The sequence below is a fragment of the Streptomyces aurantiaciflavus genome, assembly GCF_049808595.1.
In the GTDB taxonomy this organism is placed as follows: Bacteria; Actinomycetota; Actinomycetes; order Streptomycetales; family Streptomycetaceae; genus Streptomyces.
This window is the reverse complement of sequence record NZ_JBNCAQ010000030.1, coordinates 77,290-101,272: the sequence shown is the minus strand read 5'-3', so window position 1 is coordinate 101,272 and position 23,983 is coordinate 77,290. Positions and strand designations below refer to the sequence as shown.

Below are 23,983 nucleotides of genomic sequence, written 5' to 3'. Positions count from 1 at the left end.
ACGGTCACGGGATCTCCTGCTCCGCCCAGATGATCTTTCCGTCGCCCGTGTACCGGGCTCCCCACCGGTGGGCGAGCTGGGCGACCAGGAAGAGGCCGCGGCCCCCCTCGTCCGTGCTCCGGGCGTGTCTCAGCCGGGGGGCCGTGCTGCTGGAGTCGGCGACCTCGCAGGTCAGGCGGGCGTCGCGGATCAGTCGCAGCCGGATGGGCGGTGCGGCGTAGCGGACGGCGTTGGTGACCAGCTCGCTCACGATGAGCTCCGACGTCATGGCCAGCTCCCCCAGCCCCCAGGCCTCGACCTGGCGCGTCGCCCGGGCCCGGACGTCGGCGACGGCGGCCGGGTCCACGGGCACGTCCCAGGAGACGACGTGGTCGGCGCCCAGGGAGTGTGTGCGGGCCAGGAGCAGGGCGATGTCGTCGGGTTGCGGGACGGGCACGAGCTGCTGCACCGCCGACGTGCACAGCGTCGCGAGGTCGGCGTCGGAACGGGCCAGCACCTCACCGAGCCGGGACATGCCCAACGCCATGTCGCGGTCGGCTCCCTCGATGAGACCGTCGGTGTAGAGACCGATGAGGCTGTTCTCGGCCAGCTCGATCTCGGCGGCCTCGAACGCCATCCCGCCCAGCCCGAGCGGCGGCCCGGCCGGGGGCTCGGGGAAGGACACGCGCCCGTCGGGAGTGACCACGACGGGGGGCGGGTGTCCTGAGCGGGCCATCGTGCACCGCCTGGTGACCGGGTCGTAGACGGCGTACAGGCAGGTCGCCCCGAGGAACGCGGTCGTGCTCTGCGGGGCCGCCGCCTCCTCGATCTCCGCGCTCAGCCGCAGCACGAGGTCGTCGAGGTGAGCCAGCAGTTCGTCGGGAGGCATCTCCATGTCGGCGAGGGTCTGCACCGCGGTGCGCAGCCGGCCCATGGTCGCCGCCGCGGCGATGCCGTGCCCCACCACGTCGCCGACCGCGAGGCCCACCCGGGCCCCGGACAGGGGGATCACGTCGAACCAGTCGCCCCCCACCCCGTCCGTGGGGTCCGCCGGCAGGTAGGAGGAGGCCACCTCCAGGGCCGTTCCGCCCGTCAGGGCGTGCGGCAGCAGACTGCGTTGCAGGGTGACCGCCGCCGCGTGTTCCCGGGTGTAGCGGCGGGCGTTGTCGACGCACAGCGCCGCTCGCGCCACCAGCTCCCGGGCCAGCAGGACGTCGTCGGGCTGGAACGCGACGGGATTGAGGGACCGTATGAACGTGGTGAGGCCCAGGGCGGTGTTCCGCGCCCGCATCGGTACCGAGATGAGGGAGTGCAGTCCGAACTCGCGTATGCTCTCCGCTCTCTCGGGGTGTTCGGCGGACCACAGAGCGTCGGACGGATCGAGGACCGGGATGAGGACCGGCTCGCCCTCGATGAGGAGTTTCGCGTCGTGCGGCGGAGGGATGAAGTCCACCCTGTCGCCGATCCGTGCCACGGCCTCCGGGCAGCCCTCGCGCACCGAGCTCATCCCGGCGCGGCGCATCTCCGGCTTGACGGGTGCCGGACCCGCGTCCGTCAGCCACGCGCCGTGCCCCTCGTTGCTGAGCACGGGCTCCAGGAGGTCGACGATGACGAAGTCCGCGAAGCGGGGCACGGCGAAGTCGGCGAGCTCCTGAGCCGTCCGCATCACGTCCAGGGTCGTGCCGACGCTGGCCCCGGCCTCGTTGACCAGCGACAGCAGCCTGCGGGCGTTCCACCGCTCGGTGACGTCCAGGACCATGTAGCAGACCCCGGTGACGGAGTTGTCGGCGCCCGTCAGGGGGAAGAAGGACGTGGAGTAGGCGTGCCGGCGGTGCGGATCGGCCCAGCTCCACCCCACGTACTCGTAGTCGGTGATCGGAACCCCGGTGTCCACGACCTTGCGCATCAGCCCCTCGATGGTGGTCGCCTGCAACCCGGGCAGCAGCTCGCTGAGCCGGCGCCCCAGCCGCTCCGCCCTGGGCACACCGCCGAAGCGTTCCAGCGTGTCGTTCATCCACACGTAGCGCAGGTCCAGGTCCATCACGGCCATTCCGACCGGGGAGCGGGTCAGGAACCCGTCGATGACCGACTGGCCCACCGCCCACTGCGGGCTCTGGGTGCGCGCGGAGAGCAGGAAGCACTCGTCGCCGCCGATGTGGAAGGACGCGGAAACCCGCAGGTCGACGTCGACGGGGCGGCCGTCGCGGTGCCGTACGCAGATGAGTCCGCTCCAGCCCCTGCCCGCGCGGCACCGCGCCGCGATGGCCGCCACCCGGGACGGGTCGCCGGGCATCGCCACCAGACGCGCGGCGGGGCCGCCGACCACGTCCGACGCGGGGTGGCCGAGCAGTGCTTCGGCGCCCCGGGTCCAGCCGAGCACGACGCCGTCCGCGGACACGACCGCCGCCGCGTCGGTGGACGCGTCAAGGTGGTCGCTCGGTTCCTCGGGCGTCCGGCCGCCGGCCGCGTCTCGCGCAGAATCCGCAGAATCCATGGGTGCCATCCTCTACACGACCATGTTCCTGCTTGTCCGCCCGATGTGCACGGCGCCGACGGCACCCTGCGGAAACCCCCCGCCCACGGACTCCCCGGGCCCGGACGGCATGGAAACGCCGATGCTCGGGAACCCAGGTGGTGCGGCGATGCCGACAGGTGTCGCCACCTCCTGCCGCACGGTGGAGGTGGATCTGGGATGACGGCCGAACCCTTCCGGGCCGACGGTGACGCGTACGGCTCCGGGGCGCCCCCGCCCACCGGTCTGCTGGACGTCCTGAGCGTGTCCGCGGTGGTCGTCGACGCCGACGGACGCATCGTGTTCTGGACCCCGCAGGCGGAGGAGCTCTTCGGTTACACCGCGCAGGAGGCCCTCGGCACGTACGCGGCGCGGCTGTTCATCCACCCCGAGCACCTGCAGGCCGTGGTGAAGCTGTTCGCGGAGGTGCTGGAGACCGGCCGGAGCTGGGCCGGCGCCTTCCCCATCCGGCACAAGGACGGCAGCAGCCGCCTGATGGAGTTCCGCAACATGCGGCTGCAGGACGATCTCGGGGACGTCTACGCCCTGGGCATCGCGGCCGACCACACCCTGCTCCAGCGCGTCGAGACCGACCTGGCCCTGTGCGAGCGGCTGATCAACCAGTCCCCGATCGGCCTGGCCCTCCTGGACCCGGATCTGCGGTACCTCCTGGTCAATCCGGCACTGGAGCGGATCGACGGCATCCCCGCCGAGGAGCACGTCGGCCGTCGCCTCCGGGAGACCCTGTCCCTCCCCGACGTCGACACCATCGAGTCCGCGCTGCGTCAGGTGCTCACCACCGGCACCCCGCTGCTCGACCAGTACCACGTGGGCCGCCCGCCGACCGACCCCGGCCACGAGCACGCCTGGTCCCTCTCCTTCTACCGGCTGGAGGACCCCGGCGGGCGGGTGCTCGGCGCGGCCACCTCGGTCGTCGACGTCACCGAACGGCACCGCGCGGCCGCGGAGGCCGACCGGGCCCGGCGACGGCTCGCCCTCATCGCCGAGGCCTCCACCCACGTCGGCACCTCGCTGGAGGTGGAGCAGACCGCCCGCGAACTGGCCGAGATCGCCGTCCCCCAGCTCGCCGACGTGGTCGCCGTGGACGTCCTCGACTCCGCCCTGGCCTGCCGGCGCTCGCGCAGACCGGACAACGGCCCGGAGCTTTTCCGCGCCCTCGCGCTCAAGGCGGCCCACCCCACCGTGGCCCTGCGCGCCGCCGACCCCCCTGGTGACCTCGCGGCCTACGAGGGTGACCGTCTGGTCACGCTGAGCGTGCACACCGGGCGGCCGGTCCTGGTGCGCCACGTCCGCGCCCAGGACATCCCCCGCATCGCCCGGGACGCCGAGGCCGGCTCACTGCTGGCCCGCGCCGGCGTCCACTCGTACCTCGCCGTGCCGTTGATCGCGCACGGTGAGGTGCTCGGCGCCCTCGACCTCAAGCGCACCCGCAACCCGCTCCCGTTCGACGAGGACGACGTCGTCCTCGCCAGTGAGCTGGCCGGCCGCGCCGCCGTGGCCATCGACAACGCCCGTTGGTTCCAGAGCGTGCGCAACACCGCCCTCACCCTGCAGCGCAGTCTGCTGCCGAACCACCCGCCCCGGCACACCGGCCTCGAACTCGCCTCCCGCTACCAGCCCGCCCAGGCCACCAGTGAGGTCGGCGGCGACTGGTACGACGTGATCCCGCTGTCCGACGACAAGACCGCCCTGATCGTCGGAGACGTCATGGGCAACGGCATCGACGCCGCCGCCACCATGGGCCGGCTGCGCACCGCCACCTGCGCCTACGCGGACCTCGACCTCGAACCCGGCGCCGTGCTCCAGCATCTGGACAAGATCACCTGCGATCTGGAGCACTACATCGTCACCTGCCTCTACGCCGTGTACGACCCCCGCACCGGGCGGTGCCGCATCGCCAACGCGGGCCACATGCCGCCCGCACTGGCCGGCCCCGGCAAGGCCCCCACGCTGCTCGACCTGCCCACCGGGGCCCCGCTGGGCGTCGGCGGCATCCCCTTCGAGACGACCACGGCCCACCTCGACCCCGGCGATCTGCTGGTCCTCTACACCGACGGCCTGGTGGAAACCCGGCACCATCCCATCGACGACCGCCTGTCCGCCCTCCTCGGCTTCCTGGACGAACCCGGCCGTCCCCTCGAGGAAGTCTGCGACCTCCTGCTGTACGGCCTGCGCCACCCCGACGACCACGACGACGTGGCCCTGCTGGTCGCCCGGGCCCGGTAGGCCCGCTACGCCCGGCGCGCCACGGGCCGGGGGGCGGCGAGGCGGATTCAGCCGCGGGCAGGCGGGTGCGGGGTGACCAGGCCGCTCTGGTAGGCGATGACGACGAGTTGGGCGCGGTCACGGGCGTGGAGTTTGGTCATGGCCCGTTGGATGTGACTGCGTACGGTCAGCGGGCTCAGGACGAGCCGGTCGGCGATCTCGGCGTTGGACATGCCGTGCGCGGCCAGGGTCATGACCTCCCGTTCGCGTTCGGTCAGGGCGTTGAGGACGTCGGTGAGCGCGAGGAGGTCGTCGGTGTCCGGGGTGGCCAGGAAGCGGGTGATGAGCGCCCGGGTGGCGACCGGTGAGAGGAGGGAGTCGCCGGCCGCGACGGTGCGGATGCTCGACAGCAGGACGTCGGGGCTGACGCCCTTGCCGAGGAAGCCGCTCGCGCCGGCACGCAGGGCCCGGGCGACGTTCTCGTCGTTCTCGAAGGTGGTGAGGATCAGGATGTGGGTTTCCGACAGTTCCGGTCGGGAGCAGATCGCGGCGGTGGCCGTCACGCCGTCGACGTTCGGCATGCGGATGTCCATGATGACCACGTCGGGCCGGTGCGTCGCGGCGAGGTCGACGGCTTCCTGTCCGTCGGCGGCCTCGGCGACCACGGTCAGGTCCGCGACCGAGTCGATGAGGATGCGGAAGGTGGCCCGGAGCAGGGCCTGGTCGTCGGCGAGCAGGACGCGGATGGTCATGGGACGGGGCTTTCGTCGGGGCTGGGGAGCGGAAGGGCGCAGATGACCTCGAAGCCGCCCTGCGCACGGTGGCCGGCGTGGAAGGTGCCGCCGACGGCCGTGGCGCGCTCGCGCATGCCGACCAGGCCGAAGCCGCCTCCGGCGGCGGATGCGGCCGTGGGGCGGCCGGGGGCGGTGTCGTTGGTGACGGTCAGGGTCAGGTGGCGGCGTGTGTAGGCGAGCTCGACCTGTGCGGTGCGGGTGGCGGCGTGCTTGCTGACGTTGGTGAGTGCTTCCTGGATGACCCGGTAGGCCGTCAGGTCGAGGACGGGGGTGAGCTCGCGCGGCTCTCCCTCGGCGGTGACGGCCACCTCCAGGCCGGCCGCCGAGCAGGCGTCGACCAGGTCGGGCAGCTGCCCCAGTCCCGGGGCGGGGGCCAGGTCGTCCGCGGGGTCGGTGTCCTGGCGCAGCAGTCCCACGGTGGCCTTGAGCTCGCGCAGGGCCGCGGCCGTCGTCTCCGGCAGTCTGCCGATGATCTCGAAGGCCTTGCCGGGGTCGGTCCGTGCGAGATGGGCCGCGGTGCCTGCCTGGGCGTCGGCCAGGGTCAGGTGGTGGGCGACCACGTCGTGCAGTTCCCGTGCGATGCGCATGCGTTCCTGCATCACCCGGTGCCGTGCCTCTTCCTCCCGTCGGCGGTCGGCGTGCTCGGCCCGGGCCGCCGCGTACTCCCGGCGTTCCCGGACGTAGGCGCCGAGGGCCGCCGACAGCAGGACCCAGGCTGCCGGGTTGACCATGGCGAGGACCGGTGAGTCGTGGAACGAGGGCACGAACAGGACGCTGACGACCATGCCGGCGGCGGCCGTCAGCGCGCTGCTCCAGGTGGTGCGGCGAGGGGACCGCACGCTCGTGGAGTACTGCGCGAGCAGGAGCGGTCCCATCAGGAGCGGCGTGAGGAGGTAGCCGAGGGCGCCCTGAGCCATCGTGCACAGCAGGGTGACGGCGAGGACTTGAAGGGGGCGGTCGCGGCGTCGGTGCAGTGCGGCACAGGCGACGGCGGACAGGGCGACGCCGGGCCACAGGGCCGGCGTCCCGGACATGACCGCCCGGGTGGTGAGGACGCCGAAGAGGGTGAACGTGGACAGCAGGACCACCGTCCAGGCCTCGACGGCCTTCGGACGGGTCACTGCCCGGCGCTGCCGGCTTGTGCTCATCACACTCCGAGGTTGGTTCAAAGGCAGACATACTCACACACCGCCGGGCCGCGGCGCCGCGGTGTCCGGCGTCGCGGCCCCGCGATGCGCGGACCACCTGCGGTACGAGCCTCAGATGCGGGCCGGTTCCTGCGGTGCGGGCTCGCCGCCCGCCCGTCCGGCGTCGTGCACCGGCGGCGCGGCGAGCCCGGCGCCCTCGACGTCGACGCGGGGCAGCAGCAGGTCGAGCCACCGGGGCAGCCACCACGCCCTGTCGCCGAGCAGGGCCAGCACCGCGGGCACCAGGGCCATGCGCACCACGAAGGCGTCGAACAGCACCGCGACCGCGAGACCGAAGCCGATGGTCTTGATCATCGACTCGCCGGAGCCGATGAAGCCGGAGAAGACCGCGATCATGATCACCGCGGCGGCGGCGACCACCCGGGCGCTGTGCCGGAAGCCGGTGACGACCGCCTGGGGGGCCCGGTCGCCGTGGACGTACGCCTCCCGCATACGGGCCACCAGGAACACCTCGTAGTCCATCGCCAGGCCGAAGACGATGCCCACCAGGAAGATCGGCATCAGACTCATGATCGGACCGGCCTGCTCCACGCCCAGCAGTCCCGCGCCCCAGCCCCACTGGAAGACCGCCACGACCGCGCCGAGGGCGGCCAGCACCGACAGCAGGAAGCCGAAGGCCGCCTTGACGGGCACGAGCACGGAACGGAAGACCACCAGCAACAGGATCAGGGCCAGGCCGAGAATGACGGCCAGGTAGGGCACGAGCGCGTCCTGGAGGGCCTGCGCGATGTCGATGTTCATCGCGGTGCTGCCGGTGACCTCGAACGTCGCTCCGGTCTCCCGCTCGATGCCCGGGCGTTCCGAGCGGATGGTCCTGACGACGTCCTTGGTGTCCTCGTCGTTCGGGCCGGTGGCCGGAACCGCCGAGAACAACGCGGTGTCGCCGGCCTTGTTGAACTGCGCCGGGGAGACGGACACGACCCCGCGGGTCGCGCCGATCTCCTGGGCGATCTCCCGCGCGGCCGCCTTCGGATCGTCCGCGCCCCTGACGTCCGCCACGATCGTCAGCGGCCCGTTGAAGCCCGCGCCGAAGCCGTCCGCGAGGGCGTCGTAGGCGCGTCGCTCCGTCGACGAGACAGGCTTGGACTCGGCGCCCGGCATGCCCATCTCCAGCTGCGCGGCGGGCAGGGCCAGGACGCCCAGCCCTGCGACACACGCCGCCAGTACGGCGACCGGGCGGCGCAGCACGAACCGCGCCCACCGGGACCCGCCGTTGTCCGCGTCGCCGGTCGCCGGACCCTCTGCGGCCGCCGCGGCGGTCGTGTCCGTGACGGTGACGGCGCGGCCGCGCTTGCGCGTGGCTCGGGAGAGCACGGCGTTCGGCCACATGCCGAGCAGCGCGGGGACCAGGGTGAGGGCGATCAGGACGGCGACGACCACGGCGCCCGCGGCGCACAGGCCCATCTTGGTCAGCATCGGAACGCCGATCACGGACAGGCCGGCCAGTGCGATGACGACGGTGAGGCCGGCGAAGACCACGGCGGAGCCGGCCGTGCCGACGGCGACACCGGCCGCCTCGTGCGGAGCATGGCCGTCGGCGCGCTCCTCCCGGTAGCGGGAGACCACGAACAGGGCGTAGTCGATGCCCACCGCGAGTCCCAGCATCGTGGCGAGCGTCCCGGTGGTCAGGGACAGGCCGAAGGCGCTGCCGAGGGCGATGATGGAGGCCATGCTGATCGCGACGCCGATGACGGCGGTGAGCAGGGGAAGGCCGGCTGCCGCGAGGGATCCGAAGGTGATCAGCAGGACGACGGCGGCGAGGGCGATGCCGATGACCTCGGACGAGCCGCCCGCCGCGGGTTGCGTGGCGAGTGCGGTGCCGCCGACCTCGACCGTGAGGCCGGAGGCGCGGGCCTCGTCGATGGCCTTCTCCAGAGCGGCTTTGTCGGTGTCGGTGAGATCGTCGGCCTTGACCCGGTAGTTCACCGTGACGTAGGCGGTGGAGCCGTCCTTGCTGACCGCGCCCGCCGTGAACGGGTTCGCGGCACCGGCGACCCGCGGTTCGTCGGCGGCCTCGGCCACGAGCGTGTCGATGGCGGCGCGGTTGGCGGGCGCGGTCACCTTCTCGCCGTCGGGTGCGACGAACACGATCCGCGCGTTGGCGCCGTTGGCGTCCGAGCCGGGGAAACGTTCTCCGATCAGGTCGAAGGCCTGCTGCGCCTCGATGCCCGGCATGAAGGAGGTGCCGTCGTCGGAGGCGGCGGGAGCCTTGGCGGCGCCGAGACCGACCGCGCCGAGGATCACTGCCCACAACAACGCCACGAGCCAACGCCGTCGAAAGGCCGTCCGGCCGATCCGGTAGAGCAAGGTAGCCACGAGAAACGGATCTCCAGGTCTGGGTCGGGGTGGATCACCAGCCTGGCGGGAGAGGGTGCGCCGAGGCATCGTGCTCGTGCTGGCACTCCCGCTTGGTGCCGACGCACGAACCGGCGCGCTCCTGTCCTCCTCCAGGAGGAGCACCGCGTACTCCGTGGGGAGCACGGGCCCGTCCGTTTGCAGGGCTCGTGCCCGACTCCCCCAAACGCCGCGAGGCGCTCACCGGCAAGAGTGGCGTGGACCGGCCACGGCGCCCGGGACCAGGGGGCGGCGTCGCACGGCTCGGCGGTGCGGGGCATCTGCGCGGGGACGCGAGAGACGGGCCTTCGCTTCGTTTCCAAGGGGTCGTCAGATGGCGTCCGAGGTGGGCCCGTTGCGCCTTTCGGGGGAGACCGCCACGGGGTGCGGCGCGCCGCACCGCGGAAAAGACTGGGGGCATGCTTCTGCGTTCCGACTGCCGCCCGCTGGTGCGATCGAGGTTCCCGATGAATCCGGCCCATGCCGCCTGTCCGCCCCACGGGATGGGCGACGAGTCCGTCCCGCCCGGCCCGAGCGGACACGACAAGGCCTGCGTGCTCCGGAGGCGAATACGGTCGGCGCTGGCATGCGCGGCGGTGGGCCTGCTGCTCACGGGCTGCTTCGCAGCGGGTCACCACGGAACCGGTGACGAGGTCGCGCGTCCCCCGGTACGGAAGCAGGCGCGTTCGACGTCGGGGAACGGCAAGCCGGCCCAAGCGCCGCCGGGCAGCCCGGGCACCCGGGCACCGGCCCCGACGGATGTGAACAGTGTGCTCGCTCGTTGCCTGGATCGGATCCGGGCCCGGAGCGGCGCCCAGGTGTCGATCGCCGTTCTGGAGCCCGGGAGCGGCCGACGGGCGGTGTACGGCTCACAACCGCACATCACCGCGAGCCTGGCGAAGGTGAACATCCTGGCGGCCCTGCTGCTGCGTGCCCAGCGCGAGAGACGCTCACTCACCCCGTGGGAGACATCGACCGCCGCTTCCATGATCGAGAGCAGCGACAACGACTCCGCGACGGCCCTGTGGGAGCGTATCGGCGGCGGACCAGGACTCACCGACGCCAACAGGACCCTCGGGCTGACCTCCACCCAAGCGGGCCCAGGCCCCCACTGGGGCCTCACCAGCACCACCGCGGGGGACCAACTGGCCTTGCTGACGGCCGTGTTCGCCGACAGCTCCCCGCTCAGTGCGGCCTCACGCCACCTGATCCAGACGCTCATGGGCCGGATCGACGCCGACCAGGCCTGGGGGATATCCGCGGCGGGCAGCCGTTGGCAACTCAAGAACGGCTGGCTCCAGCGCTCCTCCTCCCAACGCTGGGCGATCAACAGCATGGGCCGAGTCAAGGCCCACGGGAGCACGTTCTACCTCGTCGTCCTCTCTCACGGCAGCCCGAGCATGTCCCAGGGCGTCTCCACCGTGGAGCGAGCGGCGCGGTCAGCCGTGCACGCCCTGCGCGGCGCTCCCCCTCCCGCGCCCCCGATCATCCGCTGACCTCTCCCCTGCCGGCCCGGGGACTCTCCAGCGGCTGTCCCGGCTCCTGTCGCCGCGCGAACCGGGCACGAGCGGCGTCGTGGGCGCCGCGCAGAAGCCGGACGACCGTGTCCGTAGTCCTCTCGGCGGGATTGACGACGGAGATCCAGCCGAGCGCGCCGTACAGCGGGTGCGGCATCACGCTGTCGGCGGCCGCGTGGTCGCGCGGGCGGCCGAGGGTGCGTGGCTCCTCCCCGGTGAGCTCCTGGAACGTCGCACGGTCGACGTGGATGTTCACCCGCCAGCGGCCGGGAGGGTCCAGGTCGGAAGCGGTGTCGTCGGGGTAGTCCTTGGTGACGATCGTGCCGTAGGGCTGCGTGTTCTCGGGCAGCCGGCCGTCGGGGGCGTAGTAGAAGAACGCGTCCCCCCACGCGAGCTCGGGGAAGTCGCCTCCCGGTTCCGGTACCAGCACGAGCGCTCCGTCGAAGCCTCGTACGGCCGCGATGATCTGTTCCATACTCATGGTTCAAGCATCACCTTCAAGTGCTTCTGTGGGGTTGGCCGGTGGGCGGGACGATGAGCGGTTCGCGACGAGTGCCGCTCCGGACGGCCGATGTCGCCGGAGAGTCCGGGTACTCGGTGCAACAGGTGCGCGACCTGGAGCGGCTGGGAGTCATTCCGCCGGCCGCTCGATCGAGCAACGGTTACCGCTCCTACGCGCCCGTTCACGTGCACGCTCTGCGCGCCTATCGAGGACTCGCGGGCGCCGTCGGGCCCGTCGCGGCCCGGCAGATGCTCGCGGAGCTGCGAACAGCGCCGCTCGCGGCGGCGGCCTCGGCGATCAACGCGGTGCATGTGCGGCTCGCGCGGGAACGAGACGAGACTCTGCGGGCCCAGCAAGCGTTGCGCGCGATCCGGGCCGAAGCGAACACCGGCGAGTCCGAGCAGGACACGCACGCGTTCGAGCGGGAGGACGACGCGATGACGATCACCGAGCTCGCCGGAGCACTCGGGGTCCGGCCCTCGACCCTGCGGTTCTGGGAGGAGGAAGGGCTCGTCCGCCCCGAGCGGGTGACGTCACTGCGAGCACGTCGCTACGACCCTCCGGCGATCAGAGCGGCCCGGATCGTCGCGGCCCTGCGCCACGCCGGTTACGGCATCCCCGCGGTGCGCGACCTCCTGGGCGCCCTGCACCGGCCCGAGGACCCGGGCGAGACCCAGCGCATCCTGCAACAGCGTCTTGACCGGATCGCCACGAGGACCGTGGCGCTGCTGCGAGCGGGCGCAGACCTGGCAGCCGTGGTCACGTCCGCCGAGGAACCGACGACCCCTTAGGGCCTGCCCGCCCGGACTTCTGAGGTGCCCGGGTCGGCGACCGGTGCCTCGCCGGCCCGGATGTCAGGGGCTGACCGATCGGCCGCGTCGGTCGCCGGGGCGCGGGCCGCCAGCGCCTCCAGCAGCAGGTCCACCGCCTCCTCGAAGGAGCTGTCTGCCATCCCGGGCAGCGCGGGGCGTGCCGCCGTGAGGGCCGGGTACTCCGCCGGGTCCAGGCCCTGGTAGACGTCCCTCCACGCCCGGTGGTCGGCCTCCCGCTGCTGCCGCGGGAGCGCCTGGAAGGCCGCGTCCGTGGCGGCGTGGCTGAGCACGGTGTCGATGAAGGCGAGGTAGAGCCGTGCGGCGGCGGCCGGTTCGAAACCCGCGGACAGCAGCAGGCCGATCCCCGTCTCCACCGCCTGGATCTCGTGCTTGCGCCGGGTCACCCGGTGCGAGGCCAGGGCGGCCGCCCGGGGATGGGCGACGTATCCGGCGCGGACGCGCAGGGCCATCTCGCGCAGCGAGGCCACCCAGTCGTCGCCGGGGACGAACCCCGCCATCGCGTCGCCGATGATCCGGTCGGCGATGGCGAGCACCAGGTCGTCGGTGCCGTGGAAGTAGCGGTAGAGGGCGGTCGGGTCGCAGCCCAGTGCCGCGCCGAGCCGGCGCACGCTGAGCGCGTCGGGGCCGTGCTCGCCGATCAGCCGCAGGGCGGTCTCCACGATCAGGTCCTCGGACAGCAGGACCCCGGTGCGGGTGGGCCGGCGGCGTCTGCGTTCCTCCGGGACACGGGTGGACATGGCTGGGTTCCTCTCGGGCCTCTCGTTCTCCGCCGAGCGGGCACTGCGTACCGTTCAGTGAACGGCGCCCGTCGCCTTACGTCAACAGGGTTGACCCAATGTGGACACCGGCTGTTCCATCGCCTCACCGCGCGGCTCTTCCCCGTCTCCCGTCCCTCGAGGAGCCCTCCATGTCGTCCGCACCTCCCCTGTCCTCCCCGCCGAGCCCGTCCACCGGATCCGGCCCCGCCCTGCGCCGTTCCCTCGGTGTCGTCGACGGCGTCGCCATCGCGGCGTCCAGCACCGCGGCCACCACCAGCATCGCGATCGGCATGGGCACGATCGCGTCCATCGTGGGACTTCAGGCCCCGGCGCTCCTGCTGCTGGCGTTCCTGCCGGTCCTCGGCATCGCCACCGCCTACGCCCGACTCAACCGCTCGGAACCCAACTGCGGCAACGGCTACGTGTGGGTCGGCAAGTCCCTCGGCCCCTGGCCCGGCTTCCTGACCGGCTGGGTCACCCTGGTCGGCTCGATCATCTTCTGCGCCTACACCAGCGCGATCATGGGCTCGGTCGTCCTGATCTTCGCCAACAAGGCCGGCCTGCACAGTCTCGCGGGCATCGCCCTCGATCCGACGTCCACCGGCGTCACCACGGCGGTCGGACTGGTGATCCTCGTCGCCCTCACCGTCCTCGCCGTCACCGGAATGCGGGCGGCCACCCGGTTCCAGTTCGCGCTGCTGGTCTTCGAGTACGCGGTGCTGCTGGCCTTCTGCGGGTGGGCCCTGGTCACCGGCGACCACGCCTTCTCCCTCTCCTGGTTCAACCCCTTCGAGATCTCCAGTGGCAAGACCTTCGCCCAGGGCATGGTGCTCGCGGTCTTCTTCTTCTGGGGCTGGGACGCGGCCTTCAGCGTCAACGAGGAGACGAAGAGCCCGGGCGACGCGGCCCGGGGAGGCCTCATCGCCCTCTTCGCCATGCTCGGTCTGTTCCTCTTCGCCTCGGTCGCCTTCCAGCGGGAGATGAGCCTGACCGAAATCGTCCGCAACGGACCCCAGGCCCTGCCCTACCTCGGGGAGAAACTGGCCGCCGAGCCCTGGGCGACCCTGCCCCTGGTCGCGCTGATGTTCTCCGCGGTCGCCTCCGTGCAGGCCACCCTGATCCCCACGGCGCGCGGACTGTTCGCCATGGGCCGCGACCGCACCATGGGCCCCCTGTGGACCCGCGTCCACTCGCGGTACGGCACGCCTGCCGCCGGCACGGTCGTCGTGATGTCCGTCGCCGCCGCGATCGCCCTGCTCGCCGTCGCGATTCCCAAGCTGAGCGACATGCTGCTGGCCGCCGTCAACGCCATCGGCCTGATCGTCGCCCTCTACTACGGCCTCACCGCGCTCGCCTGCGCCGTGCGCTTCCGCTCCGCGCTGCACGGGGGAGCGCGCGAGGCACTGCTCGCCGTCGGAGTGCCCGCCGTGTCCGGCCTGATCCTGCTGGGCCTCGGCGGCTACCTCGGTTACTCGTACCTGACCATGAGCGATCACTTCGCACTGAGCCCGGACAACGGCTGGTTCATGTTCTCGCTGCCCGCCGCGATCGTGGTCGTCGGGCTCGGCATGGCCGCCGTCGCCAAGTACGCCCGGCACTCGCCGTACTTCACGACGGGCCGCGGCACCGACGCCGAGGCCCTCACCCTCCCGATGGACCGCACGGCGGTCTGACCGCGGACAAGCCCTTCCGACCCTCCACGGAGTTCACCCCATGTCACATCCCCGGGTCACGGGACCGGCCGATCTCGTCCTCACGGGCGGCCCCGTGCACACCGTCGATCCCGCCCGCAGCCACGCCACCGCCGTGGCCGTGCGCGACGGGCGGATCGCCGCCGTCGGCCACGACGAGGTGCACGAGCTGATCGGACCGCGCACCGAGGTCGTCGACCTCACCGGGAAGCTGCTGCTGCCCGGATTCCAGGACGCCCACGTCCATCCGCAGGGCGCGGGCCTCGAACTCGGCCTGTGCCACCTCGCCGACACCGTCGACCCGGCCGAGTATCTGCGCAGGATCAAGACGTACGCCGACCAGCACCCGGACGTCGAGTGGATCACCGGCGGCGGCTGGTCCCTGGAGGCGTTCCCCGGCGGCTCCCCCACCGCCGCCGCCCTCGACGCGGTCGTCCCGGACCGCCCCGTCTTCCTGCCGAACCGCGACCACCACGGTGCCTGGGTCAACAGCCGGGCCCTGGAGCGCGCCGGCATCGACTCCCGCACACCCGACCCCGTCGACGGCCGGATCGAGCGCGACGCCGAGGGAAACCCCACGGGGATGCTCCAGGAGGGCGCGGTCCACCTCGTCGGCAGGCTGGTCCCGGACCCCACGCCCGAGGAGCAGCTCGCCGCCCTGCTGCGCGCCCAGGCCGTGCTGCACTCCCACGGCGTCACCGCCTGGCAGGACGCCATCATCGGCACGTACACCAACATGACCGACCCGGCGCCCGCCTACCGGGCGGCCCTCGACGGGGGCCTGCTCACCGCCCGCGTGGTCGGCGCGCTGTGGTGGGACCGCGAACGCGGTGCCGAGCAGATCGCCGAACTCGCCGCCCGGCGTGAGGAGTTGAGCGGAGGGCGGTTCCGCGCCACCACCGTGAAGATCATGCAGGACGGCATCACCGAGAACCACACCGCCGCCCTGCTCGACCCGTACCTGACCGGCTGCGGCTGCGCCTCGGACAACAGCGGCATCAGCTTCGTCGAGCCGGGCGAGCTCAGGAAGTACGTCACCGAACTCGACGCGCTCGGCTTCCAGGTGCACTTCCACGCGCTCGGCGACCGCGCGGTGCGCGAGGCCCTCGACGCCGTGGAGGCCGCCCGCACCACCAACGGACGGCGCGACACACGGCACCATCTCGCGCATCTCCAGGTCGTCCACCCCCACGACATACCGCGGTTTCGCGCTCTCGGCGCGAGCGCCAATCTGCAGATGCTGTGGGCCGCCCACGAACCGCAGATGGACGAACTCACCCTGCCCTTCCTCGGCGCCGAACGCGGCACACGGCAGTACCCCTTCGGCGACCTGCTGCGCGCCGGCGCGGCCCTCGCCGCGGGCAGCGACTGGCCGGTCAGCAGCCCCGATCCGCTCCAGGCCATCCATGTCGCCGTCAACCGCGTCACCCCCGACGCGCCCGAGGGGACCCCGGCCTTCCTCCCCGAGCAGCGCCTCGACCTGGGGGCCGCCATCGCCGCGTACACGGCGGGCAGCGCCTATGTGAACCACCTCGACGACATCACCGGCAGCATCGCCGTGGGCAAGTCCGCCGATCTCGTCGTCCTCGACCGCGACCCGTTCGCGGGCCCGCCCGAGGCGACGGCCGCCACCCGCGTCCTGCAGACCTTCGTCGAAGGGCAGCGCGTCCACGCGGCCCCCGACGCGTGACGGTGGCCTCAGTAGCCGACGGCGACGCCGGTGGAGGCGCATGGGGAACGCGATCTCGGCGGGCTTCGGGGCCGCCGACGGTCGGCACGAGGGCGTCGGCGGCCCGGGCCAGGGCGGCGACCGTCCCGGGGGCGGTGACGTCACCGGCCACGGCCCGCACACGGCCGGGGAGTTGACCGAGGCATGCCGTGTCGCGGGCGACGGCGGTGACTTCGTGGCCGCGGGCCGCGGGCCGCGGCCACCACCCGGGAGCCCGCCTCCCCGCGGCTGAACGGCACGCAGGTGCTTCACCTCCGCTTTCCCCGCCCACCTCGCGAGCACCGCACGCCTCGTCCACGAGTGGTACGGACCTGTCTGCCGGCAGCTCGGCGCCGGTCGCGACCACGCCCCCTGTCCGCGCTCATGAGCCGACTGCGCGCCGAGTTCGCGCCTTGTCCCGGACCGTGCTTCTCCGTCGTGCCCGCGATGGACGGCGCCCTCGGCACCCTGCCCCGCGACCGGGCCGGGCACCGGCTCGGGGCTGCTGATGACGCTGCGCCAGGTCGGCGCCACGATCGGCATCGCCCTGCTGGGCAGCCTGCTCGCCGGCACGAGATCCACGCCCGCTTCCGGGCCGAGCCGGAGCGCTCCCACGCCCCCACACGCCGCGCACGCCACACCGGCACCCCGCCCAGTGACTTCCGCCGCACCCCCAGTCTCCGACGGCCTGCCGGAAGACCCACGGCGCGCCCGCCCGGCCCGCGTCACCCCGAGGCGCCCGCCGTGATTTCCGAGATGTTGCGCAAACCCTTGACGCGTCCCTTTCGAGTGCGTAGATATGTCTGCGCAGTCATGACAGCGCAGTCACAGAGGATCGGCAGCTGCTTCGGACTGCAGGACGATCAGGAGACACCCATGGCACGACTGGCAGGCCGCAGCGCCGGCGCCGCACCGCGCAGCATCGATGTGGCGCGGCTTGCGGGCGTCTCGCAGAAGACCGTGTCACGGGTCATGAACGGTGAGCAGTACGTCTCCGACGAGGTGCGCCGGCGTGTCCTCGACGCCGCGGGAGAGCTCGGTTACCGGCTGAACCACGCGGCGCGGGCGCTGGCCTCCGGACGGACCCGGTCCATCGGGGTCGTCACGCTCGGAACGGCTCTGTACGGCCCCGCCTCCCTGCTGATGGGCGTCGAGCGTGCCGTCCGGGACACCGGTTACGCGCTCCGCGTGGTCAACACCGTGGAGGGTGACGCCGCGGGCATCGCCGGTGCCGTCGACTCGCTCCTCGACCAGGGCGTGGACGGCATCGTCATCTCCGAGCCGATCGACGAGGAGGGCGACGCGGACCTCTCCCTCCGCGTCGACGTGCCGGTCCTGGTCCTCGGCGCGCCACCGCCGTTCGCCGCCTCCCGGGTGGTGACCGCGGGGATCGTCTCCGACCAACTGGCACGGGCGGTCACGGAGCATCTGCTCGAACTCGGCCACACGACCGTCCACCACCTCGCCGGTCCCCCGCGGTGGTACGCCGCCAGGGACCGTCTCGGGGGTTGGCGCGCGACGCTGGCCGCGCACGGCAGACGCGAACCACCCGTCATCACCGGCGACTGGTCGGCCGCCTCCGGCTACGCGGCCGGCCGCCGACTGGCCGCCGACGACAGCGTGACCGCCGTCTTCGCCGCCAACGACGACATGGCGATCGGTCTGATCCGCGCGCTGACGGAAGCGGGCCGACGCGTGCCGCAGGACGTCAGTGTCGTCGGCCTCGACGACATCCCGGTCGCCGCCTACGTGTCTCCTCCTCTGACGACGGTGCGACAGCCGTTCGACGCCACGGCGCAGGACGGCATCAAACATCTCGTGCACACCATCGAGAACCCGGATGCGGACCCGCTCCCGGTGGACGACCCACCGATCGAGCTCGTCGTCCGCGCCTCGACCGCACCCCCGCCGCACCGGACGACCCCGGATCACCGGCGCACCCCGGCCTGACCCGCGCGCCCCCGTTCCCGATCACGATGGGAGGTCCGCCCACCCCACCACCTCGTCACCCCGTATCCACCGTTCCGACGCCCGCACCTGAGCACACGAGCGGCCCACCCGCGGCTTCCCACCCCGTGCCCACCGGCGCCGCGGCCCGGACGCCTCCCCCCGGAGCCGATCACCACCCAGGCGCCTCCCACCCCTGCTCACGCCGCACAGGCGCGAGCCCCATCAGTCAGCGAGCGTGACGTGCTCGGCTCCAAGCCGCGACGACGCCCGCCCGCTCCCCGTCGGCCCTGCCCGGCCCGCAAGTCCCGCACGACTCCTGGCATTTCACCCAGCGACCGTCGCCCGGTCGCGGATCCCCTACGCCCTTCTGCGGAGTTCACCATGTCCGGATACCTCACCAACTCCTCCCGAGCCCCTCTGAGCCGCCGTGGCTTCCTCGCCGCGACCGGAGCCGTGTCCCTCGGCGCCGCGTTGTCCGCCTGCGGTGGCGGCGACTCCGGCGGCTCGTCCGCCGCCGCCAAGCCGGTCAGCCAGGCCGACATCGACAAGGCGATGAAGACGCCGACCGAGCTGACGTTCTGGACCTGGGTGCCGGACATCCAGCAGGAGATCGCGCTCTTCGAGCAGAAGTACCCGGCCATCAAGGTCAAGGTCGTCAACGCCGGTCAGGGCGTCGCCCACTACACCAAGCTGCGCACCGCGCTCAAGGCCGGCAGCGGCGCCCCGGACCTGGCGCAGATCGAGTACCAGGCGGTGCCGACCTTCACGATCACCGACAGCCTGCTGGACCTCGCCCCCTACGGCGCGTCGGCGCTGCGGGACAAGTTCGTCGACTGGACGTGGACGCAGGTCAGCGGACCCGACGGCCAGGTCTGGGCGATCCCGCAGGACACCGGCCCGCTGGGCATGCTGTACCGCAAGGACATCTTCGACAAGCACGGCATCCAGGTGCCCGGGACGTGGGACGAGTTCGCGGCCGCGGCGCGCAAGCTGCACAAGGCCGACCCGAACGTCTACCTGACCAACCTCGCGGCGAACGAACCCGCCGCCTGGCACGGTCTCCTGTGGCAGGCGGGCGCCGAACCGTACGTCACCTCCGGCAAGAGCGACCTCTCCATCGACGTCGACGACTCGGTCTCCCAGAAGCTCGCCTCCTTCTGGGGCGGGCTCGCCAAGGAAGGCGTCATCAGCACCGACCCGGACTTCACCGACGGGTGGTACGCCGGGTTCAACAAGGGCAAGTACGCCACCTGGCTCACGGCTGCCTGGGGCCCGGCCTTCCTCTCCGGGTCCGCCAAGAGCACCGCGGGCAACTGGCGGGCGGCGCCCCTGCCGCAATGGGACGCGTCCCAGCCCCGCTCCGGCAACTGGGGCGGCTCCACGACCGCCGTCATCAAGTCCACCAAGAACGCGATCGCGGCAGCCCTGTTCGCCCAGTTCCTCAACAGCGACCCGGCCAGCGCGAAGATGTTCGCCACCAAGCAGTTCTTCTTCCCGGCGACCAAGGCCCTGCTCACGGACCCGGCTTTCACCGGCGACGCGCCGGCGTTCTACGGCGGCCAGAAGGTCAACCAGGTCTTCGCCGACATCAGCGGCACGGTCTCCACCTCCTTCCAGTGGCCGCCGTTCCTGGACCAGGTGGCCACGGACTGGACCGAGACCGTCGGCAAGTCCCTCGCCGCGAAGTCGGACACCGTCGCGGCGCTCGGCGACTGGCAGAAGCGGATCACCACCTACGCCAAGGGCCAGGGCTTCACCGTCAAGGGGGCGTGAGGTGACCTCCCCCAAGTTCTCGACTGCCCTCGACCAGGGGCCGCCCCCATCGACCACCGCCCCCGCCGGACGGGCGCGACGCGCCGGGCCCGCACGCCGGCGCGCGGCGGGCCCCCTGTTCGTCGCACCGTTCCTGGTGCTCTTCGCCCTGCTCTTCCTCGCTCCGCTCGGCTACGCCGCCTACCTCAGCCTCTTCCAGGAGCGGCTCATCGGCGGTACGACCTTCGTCGGCCTGGACAACTACATCACCGCCCTCAAGGACCCCCTCCTCCTGCACGGCGTCGGACGCGTGGCCCTGTTCTTCGTGATCCAGGTCCCGCTGATGCTGCTGCTGGCCCTGGTCTTCGCCCTCGCCCTGGACAGCGGCCTGCTGCGCCTGGCACGGGTGATCCGGCTCGGCATCTTCGTGCCGTACGCCGTTCCGAGCGTGGTCGCCGCGCTCATGTGGGGCTATCTGTACGGGCCGGACTTCGGTCCCTTCGCCCAGCTGAGCCGGAAGCTGGACCTGCCGGCCCCGCACTTCCTCAGCGACGGCTGGATGCTCGGCAGCCTGGCGAACATCGTGACCTGGGAGTTCGTCGGCTACAACATGATCATCCTGTACGCGGCCCTGCGGACGATCCCGCACGACCTGTACGAGGCGGCCGCGATGGACGGGGCGGGCGCCTGGCGCATCGCCTGGTCGATCAAGCTGCCCGCGCTCAGGCCGGCGCTCCTGCTGACCCTGCTCTTCTCCGTGATCGGCAGCTTCCAGCTGTTCAACGAACCGAGCCTGCTGATGAAGATCGCCCCCGACGTCATCAGCAGCTCCTACACCGCCAACCTCTATGCCTACTCACTCGCCTTCACCGGCAACCAGGTCAACTACGCGGCCACGGTCTCGTTCCTCCTGGGCCTGGTCATCGTGATCGCCTCCTACGCCGTCCTGCTCACCGCGAACCGCAGGAGGAAGCCGTGACCTCTCCCAAGCTCTCGGGTTCGCCCGCCAAGGGGGCACCCCCGTCGGCGCCTCCCGCCGGGGTCGCCCTCTCGTCGGAGCCGGTCCCCACCGCGCCGTCGGGGAAGCGACAGCGCGGGGCTCGCCGCAGCACGCCGCTGACGATCGCCATGCTGGCCGCGCTCGCCTACTTCCTCCTGCCGCTGTTCTGGCTGCTGGTGGCCTCCAGCAAGAGCACCCAGGACCTCTTCAGCACCTTCGGTCTGTGGTTCTCCGACGCCCCGCAGCTGCTGACGAACATCCGGGCGACCTTCACCCAGGACGACGGCGTCTTCGTGCACTGGCTGCTCAACACGGCCGTGTACGCGGGAGTCAGCGCCTTCGGCGCCGCGCTGCTGGCGGCCGCCGCCGGATACGGCTTCGCCAAGTTCCGCTTCCGCGGCGACCGCGCCGCCTTCAATCTGGTCCTCGGCGCCATCATGGTCCCCGCCACCGCCCTGGCCATCCCGACGTACCTGCTGTTCGCCAAGGTCGGCATGGTGAACACCCCGTGGGCGGTCATCCTGCCCTCGCTGGTCAACCCCTTCGGCCTCTACCTCATGCGCATCTACGCCGAGGACGCGGTCCCGGACAGTCTCGTCGAGGCCGCGCGCATCGACGGGGCCGGCGAGGCGCGGATCTTCTTCCGGATCGCCCTGAGGCTGCTGGCGCCCGGCCTGGTGACCGTCCTGCTGTTCACCCTCGTGGCGACGTGGAACAACTACTTCCTGCCGCTGATCATGCTCAACGACCCCAAGCTGTACCCGATCACGGTGGGGCTGTCCTCCTGGGCCGCCCAGGCCCAGAACGGCGGGGCGGGCGCCAGCAGCGACATGCTCGCGCTCGTCGTGACCGGGTCGCTGATCTCGATCGTCCCGCTCGTCGCGGCCTTCCTCCTGCTCCAGCGCTACTGGCAGAGCGGGCTGGCCACCGGGAGCGTCAAGCAGTGACGCGTGCGCGCACCCCTCGTCGCCCTCACCCACTCCAGGAGGTTCCCCCCATGGCGGATCTGCCCGCCCGCGTCCTGTTCGGTGCCGCGTACTACCACGAGTACACGCCCGCCTACGACCCCGAACTGCGGCCCGACGAACAGCTGAAGACCGACCTCGACCTGATGGCCGAGGCGAACTTCAGCGTGATCCGGGTGGGCGAGTCGGTCTGGTCGACCTGGGAACCGGAGAACGGGACGTTCGACCTCGACTGGCTGCAGCCCGTCCTCGACGGCGCCCACGAACGCGGCATCTCCGTCGTCATCGGCACACCCACGTACGCCGTACCGCCGTGGCTGGCCCGTCAGTACCCGGAGATCACCGGCGAGCGGCGCACCGGTGAGCGCATCGGGTGGGGCGCCCGCCAGGAAGCCGACTTCACCCACCCCGCCTTCCGCTTCCACGCCGAGCGGGTGATCCGCAAGGTCGTCGCCCGGTACGCCGACCATCCGGCCGTCATCGGCTGGCAGGTGGACAACGAACCGGGCCTGCACCTCTTCCACAACCGCGGCGTCTTCCAGCGCTTCGTGGACCACCTGCGGGAGAAGTACGGCGACGTCGAAACCCTCAACCGCGAGTGGGGCCTGGTCTACTGGTCGCACCGCCTGTCGACCTGGGCCGACCTGTGGACCCCGGACGGCAACGAACAACCCCAGTACGACGTCGCCTGGCGGGAGTTCCAGGCCCGCCAGGTGGCGGAGTTCATCGGCTGGCAGGCCGACATCGTCCGCGAGTACGCCCGGCCCGGGCAGTTCGTCACCACCTGCATCTCCTACACCCGCCAGGGCGTGGCGGACGACGAGCTGTCCGCCCGGCTCGACATCGCCTCCGGCAACCCGTACTACGACATGCAGGACGGTCTCCTGCTCCCCGACCCCACGCCCGACGACCACGAGCAGGTCTGGAAGACCACCGGCGTCTGGTCGATGTACCAGACCGCGGACTGGATGTTCTCCTCCCGCCAGGAGCCGTTCCTGGTCACCGAGACCAACGCCCAGAGCATCGGTTTCGCGTGGGACAACCGTCCCGGCTACGACGGCCAGTGGCGGCAGGCAGCCTGGGCGCACGTGGCGCGCGGCGCCCGGATGATCGAGTACTGGCAGTGGCAGACCCTGCGCTTCGGCGCGGAGACCTACTGGGGCGGAGTCCTCCCGCACAGTGGCCGCCCCGGCCGTACGTACGCCGAACTGGCCCGCCTCGGGGCCGAGTTCGACCAGGCCGGCCCGCTCGTCGCCGGTCTCGAACCGGACGCCGACATCACGATGGTGTACTCGACGCCGAGCAAGTGGCTCATGCAGAAGTACCCGCCGCTCGCAACAGCCGACGGCGAGCCGGACCCGGCCGCCTACCACCGCCTCTTTGACCCCTTCTACCGCGGCGCCTTCGACGCCGGCCGCCAGGTGCGCATCGTCCACGCCCGGCAACTGCACGACCCGCGCGGTGTGGGGGTCACCCCGGCCGAAGGCGGGGGGAGGGAGGGCATGACGCCCCAAGAGGCCGTACAGCGCCACCCCGTCCTCGTCGCCCCGGCGCTCTACGTCGTCGACGACACCACGCTCGACTGGCTGGAGGCCTACGCCCGGGCGGGCGGTCACCTCGTGCTCGGACCGCGGACGGCGTACGCCGACCACGAGGCCCGGGCCCGCCACGAGCCGGCACCCGGACGTCTCGCCGCCGCCGCGGGCATCCGGTACGACGAGTTCAGCAACCTCACGCGCGAGGTCCCGGTCCGCGCGGTGCCCGGCGGCCCGTTCGAGGTGTCCGCCGACGCGACGGCGACCCGGTGGATCGAGGGCCTCACGGTCGTCGACGCCGACGTCCTCGCCGCCTACGACGACCCGCACTTCGGCCGCTGGCCGGCGGTGACCACGCGCCGCCACGGCGAGGGCCGCGTCACCTGCGTGGGCACGGTGCCGGACCGCGGCCTCGCCCGGGCGCTGGCCGAGTGGCTGACCCCGGCCGCGTGCAGCGGGTGGCGCGACCTCCCCGCGTCCGTCACCGCGACCACCGGCACCTCCCCCGACGGGCGCCGCGTGCACATCGTCCACAACTGGAGCTGGGAGCCCGCGAGCGTCCCCGCGCCGATGGACTTCTCCGACGCCCTCACGGGCGCCTCCGTCCCCGAGGGCTCGGCGCTGGAACTCGGCCCCTGGGACGTACGTGTCATCGTCTCCGCCGACGCACCGGCAGCCGAAGCGAGCGACCCGTCCTGATCGAACCACGAAGGAGTGGC

At 72.1% G+C, this 23,983-nt stretch carries 16 protein-coding genes and 1 pseudogene; 10 read left to right on the top strand and 7 right to left on the bottom strand.

Annotation, left to right across the window (positions count from 1 at the left end):
* Positions 1-4 precede the first annotated feature (4 nt).
* On the bottom strand, positions 5-2,473 hold the full coding sequence (locus tag ACPT94_RS30660) for a SpoIIE family protein phosphatase (RefSeq protein WP_360335815.1): 2,469 nt from the start codon (positions 2,471-2,473) through the stop codon (positions 5-7).
* A gap of 198 nt (positions 2,474-2,671) precedes the next feature.
* Here ACPT94_RS30660 and ACPT94_RS30655 point away from each other — a divergent pair, with 198 nt between their 5' ends.
* Positions 2,672-4,738 (top strand): SpoIIE family protein phosphatase, encoded by a 2,067-nt coding sequence (locus ACPT94_RS30655; RefSeq protein WP_360335817.1) that lies wholly within the window; start codon positions 2,672-2,674, stop codon positions 4,736-4,738.
* Between the two features lie 47 nt (positions 4,739-4,785).
* On the opposite strand, the gene ACPT94_RS30650 is transcribed toward ACPT94_RS30655, so the two are convergent.
* From ACPT94_RS30650 to ACPT94_RS30640, 3 genes are all read right to left on the bottom strand, one after another.
* A complete protein-coding gene (locus tag ACPT94_RS30650; RefSeq protein WP_425247324.1) occupies positions 4,786-5,469 on the bottom strand; it encodes a response regulator transcription factor in 684 nt (227 codons plus the stop codon).
* The gene (locus tag ACPT94_RS30645; RefSeq protein WP_425247323.1) at positions 5,466-6,659 is read right to left on the bottom strand and encodes a sensor histidine kinase; all 1,194 of its coding nucleotides are present in this window, start codon (positions 6,657-6,659) and stop codon (positions 5,466-5,468) included. Before ACPT94_RS30645 ends, ACPT94_RS30650 begins: the two co-directional genes overlap by 4 nt.
* Before the next feature lie 111 nt (positions 6,660-6,770).
* Positions 6,771-9,035, bottom strand: a complete 2,265-nt coding sequence (locus tag ACPT94_RS30640; RefSeq protein ID WP_425247322.1) for an MMPL family transporter — start codon at positions 9,033-9,035, stop codon at positions 6,771-6,773.
* 836 nt (positions 9,036-9,871) lie between these two features.
* On the opposite strand from ACPT94_RS30640, the gene ACPT94_RS30635 reads away from it, so the two are divergent.
* Complete coding sequence (locus ACPT94_RS30635; protein WP_425247321.1) at positions 9,872-10,549, top strand: serine hydrolase; 678 nt, start codon at positions 9,872-9,874, stop codon at positions 10,547-10,549.
* Here ACPT94_RS30635 and ACPT94_RS30630 read toward each other — a convergent pair.
* On the bottom strand, positions 10,539-11,045 hold the full coding sequence (locus ACPT94_RS30630) for a DUF6194 family protein (protein WP_425247332.1): 507 nt from the start codon (positions 11,043-11,045) through the stop codon (positions 10,539-10,541). The two genes, ACPT94_RS30635 and ACPT94_RS30630, sit on opposite strands and share 11 nt — an antisense overlap.
* A gap of 59 nt (positions 11,046-11,104) precedes the next feature.
* Here ACPT94_RS30630 and ACPT94_RS30625 point away from each other — a divergent pair, with 59 nt between their 5' ends.
* Positions 11,105-11,863, top strand: a complete 759-nt coding sequence (locus ACPT94_RS30625; RefSeq protein ID WP_425247320.1) for a MerR family transcriptional regulator — start codon at positions 11,105-11,107, stop codon at positions 11,861-11,863.
* On the opposite strand, the gene ACPT94_RS30620 is transcribed toward ACPT94_RS30625, so the two are convergent.
* On the bottom strand, positions 11,860-12,642 hold the full coding sequence (locus ACPT94_RS30620) for a TetR/AcrR family transcriptional regulator (protein ID WP_360335829.1): 783 nt from the start codon (positions 12,640-12,642) through the stop codon (positions 11,860-11,862). The two genes, ACPT94_RS30625 and ACPT94_RS30620, sit on opposite strands and share 4 nt — an antisense overlap.
* A 170-nt stretch (positions 12,643-12,812) precedes the next feature.
* Between ACPT94_RS30620 and ACPT94_RS30615 the strand changes: the two genes are divergently transcribed.
* The gene (locus ACPT94_RS30615) at positions 12,813-14,336 is read left to right on the top strand and encodes an APC family permease (protein WP_425247319.1); all 1,524 of its coding nucleotides are present in this window, start codon (positions 12,813-12,815) and stop codon (positions 14,334-14,336) included.
* A gap of 40 nt (positions 14,337-14,376) precedes the next feature.
* On the top strand, positions 14,377-16,044 hold the full coding sequence (locus ACPT94_RS30610; protein ID WP_425247318.1) for an amidohydrolase: 1,668 nt from the start codon (positions 14,377-14,379) through the stop codon (positions 16,042-16,044).
* A 112-nt stretch (positions 16,045-16,156) separates the two neighbouring features.
* Here ACPT94_RS30610 and ACPT94_RS30605 read toward each other — a convergent pair.
* Positions 16,157-16,354: pseudogene (locus ACPT94_RS30605) on the bottom strand (hypothetical protein); the annotation flags it as partial.
* Positions 16,355-16,938: 584 nt separating this feature from the next.
* Between ACPT94_RS30605 and ACPT94_RS30600 the strand changes: the two are divergent.
* From ACPT94_RS30600 to ACPT94_RS30580, 5 genes are all read left to right on the top strand, one after another.
* A complete protein-coding gene (locus ACPT94_RS30600) occupies positions 16,939-18,012 on the top strand; it encodes a LacI family DNA-binding transcriptional regulator (protein WP_360335839.1) in 1,074 nt (357 codons plus the stop codon).
* A 381-nt stretch (positions 18,013-18,393) separates the two neighbouring features.
* Positions 18,394-19,785 carry an extracellular solute-binding protein gene (locus ACPT94_RS30595; protein ID WP_425247317.1) on the top strand — a complete coding sequence of 464 codons (1,392 nt, stop codon included), beginning with the start codon at positions 18,394-18,396 and terminating at the stop codon, positions 19,783-19,785.
* A 115-nt stretch (positions 19,786-19,900) separates the two neighbouring features.
* Positions 19,901-20,743 (top strand): carbohydrate ABC transporter permease, encoded by an 843-nt coding sequence (locus tag ACPT94_RS30590; RefSeq protein ID WP_360335924.1) that lies wholly within the window; start codon positions 19,901-19,903, stop codon positions 20,741-20,743.
* Positions 20,740-21,711, top strand: a complete 972-nt coding sequence (locus tag ACPT94_RS30585) for a carbohydrate ABC transporter permease (protein WP_425247316.1) — start codon at positions 20,740-20,742, stop codon at positions 21,709-21,711. The genes ACPT94_RS30590 and ACPT94_RS30585 overlap by 4 nt, the downstream gene beginning before the upstream one ends.
* Before the next feature lie 50 nt (positions 21,712-21,761).
* A complete protein-coding gene (locus ACPT94_RS30580; protein ID WP_425247315.1) occupies positions 21,762-23,963 on the top strand; it encodes a beta-galactosidase in 2,202 nt (733 codons plus the stop codon).
* The last annotated feature ends 20 nt before the right edge of the window (positions 23,964-23,983 follow it).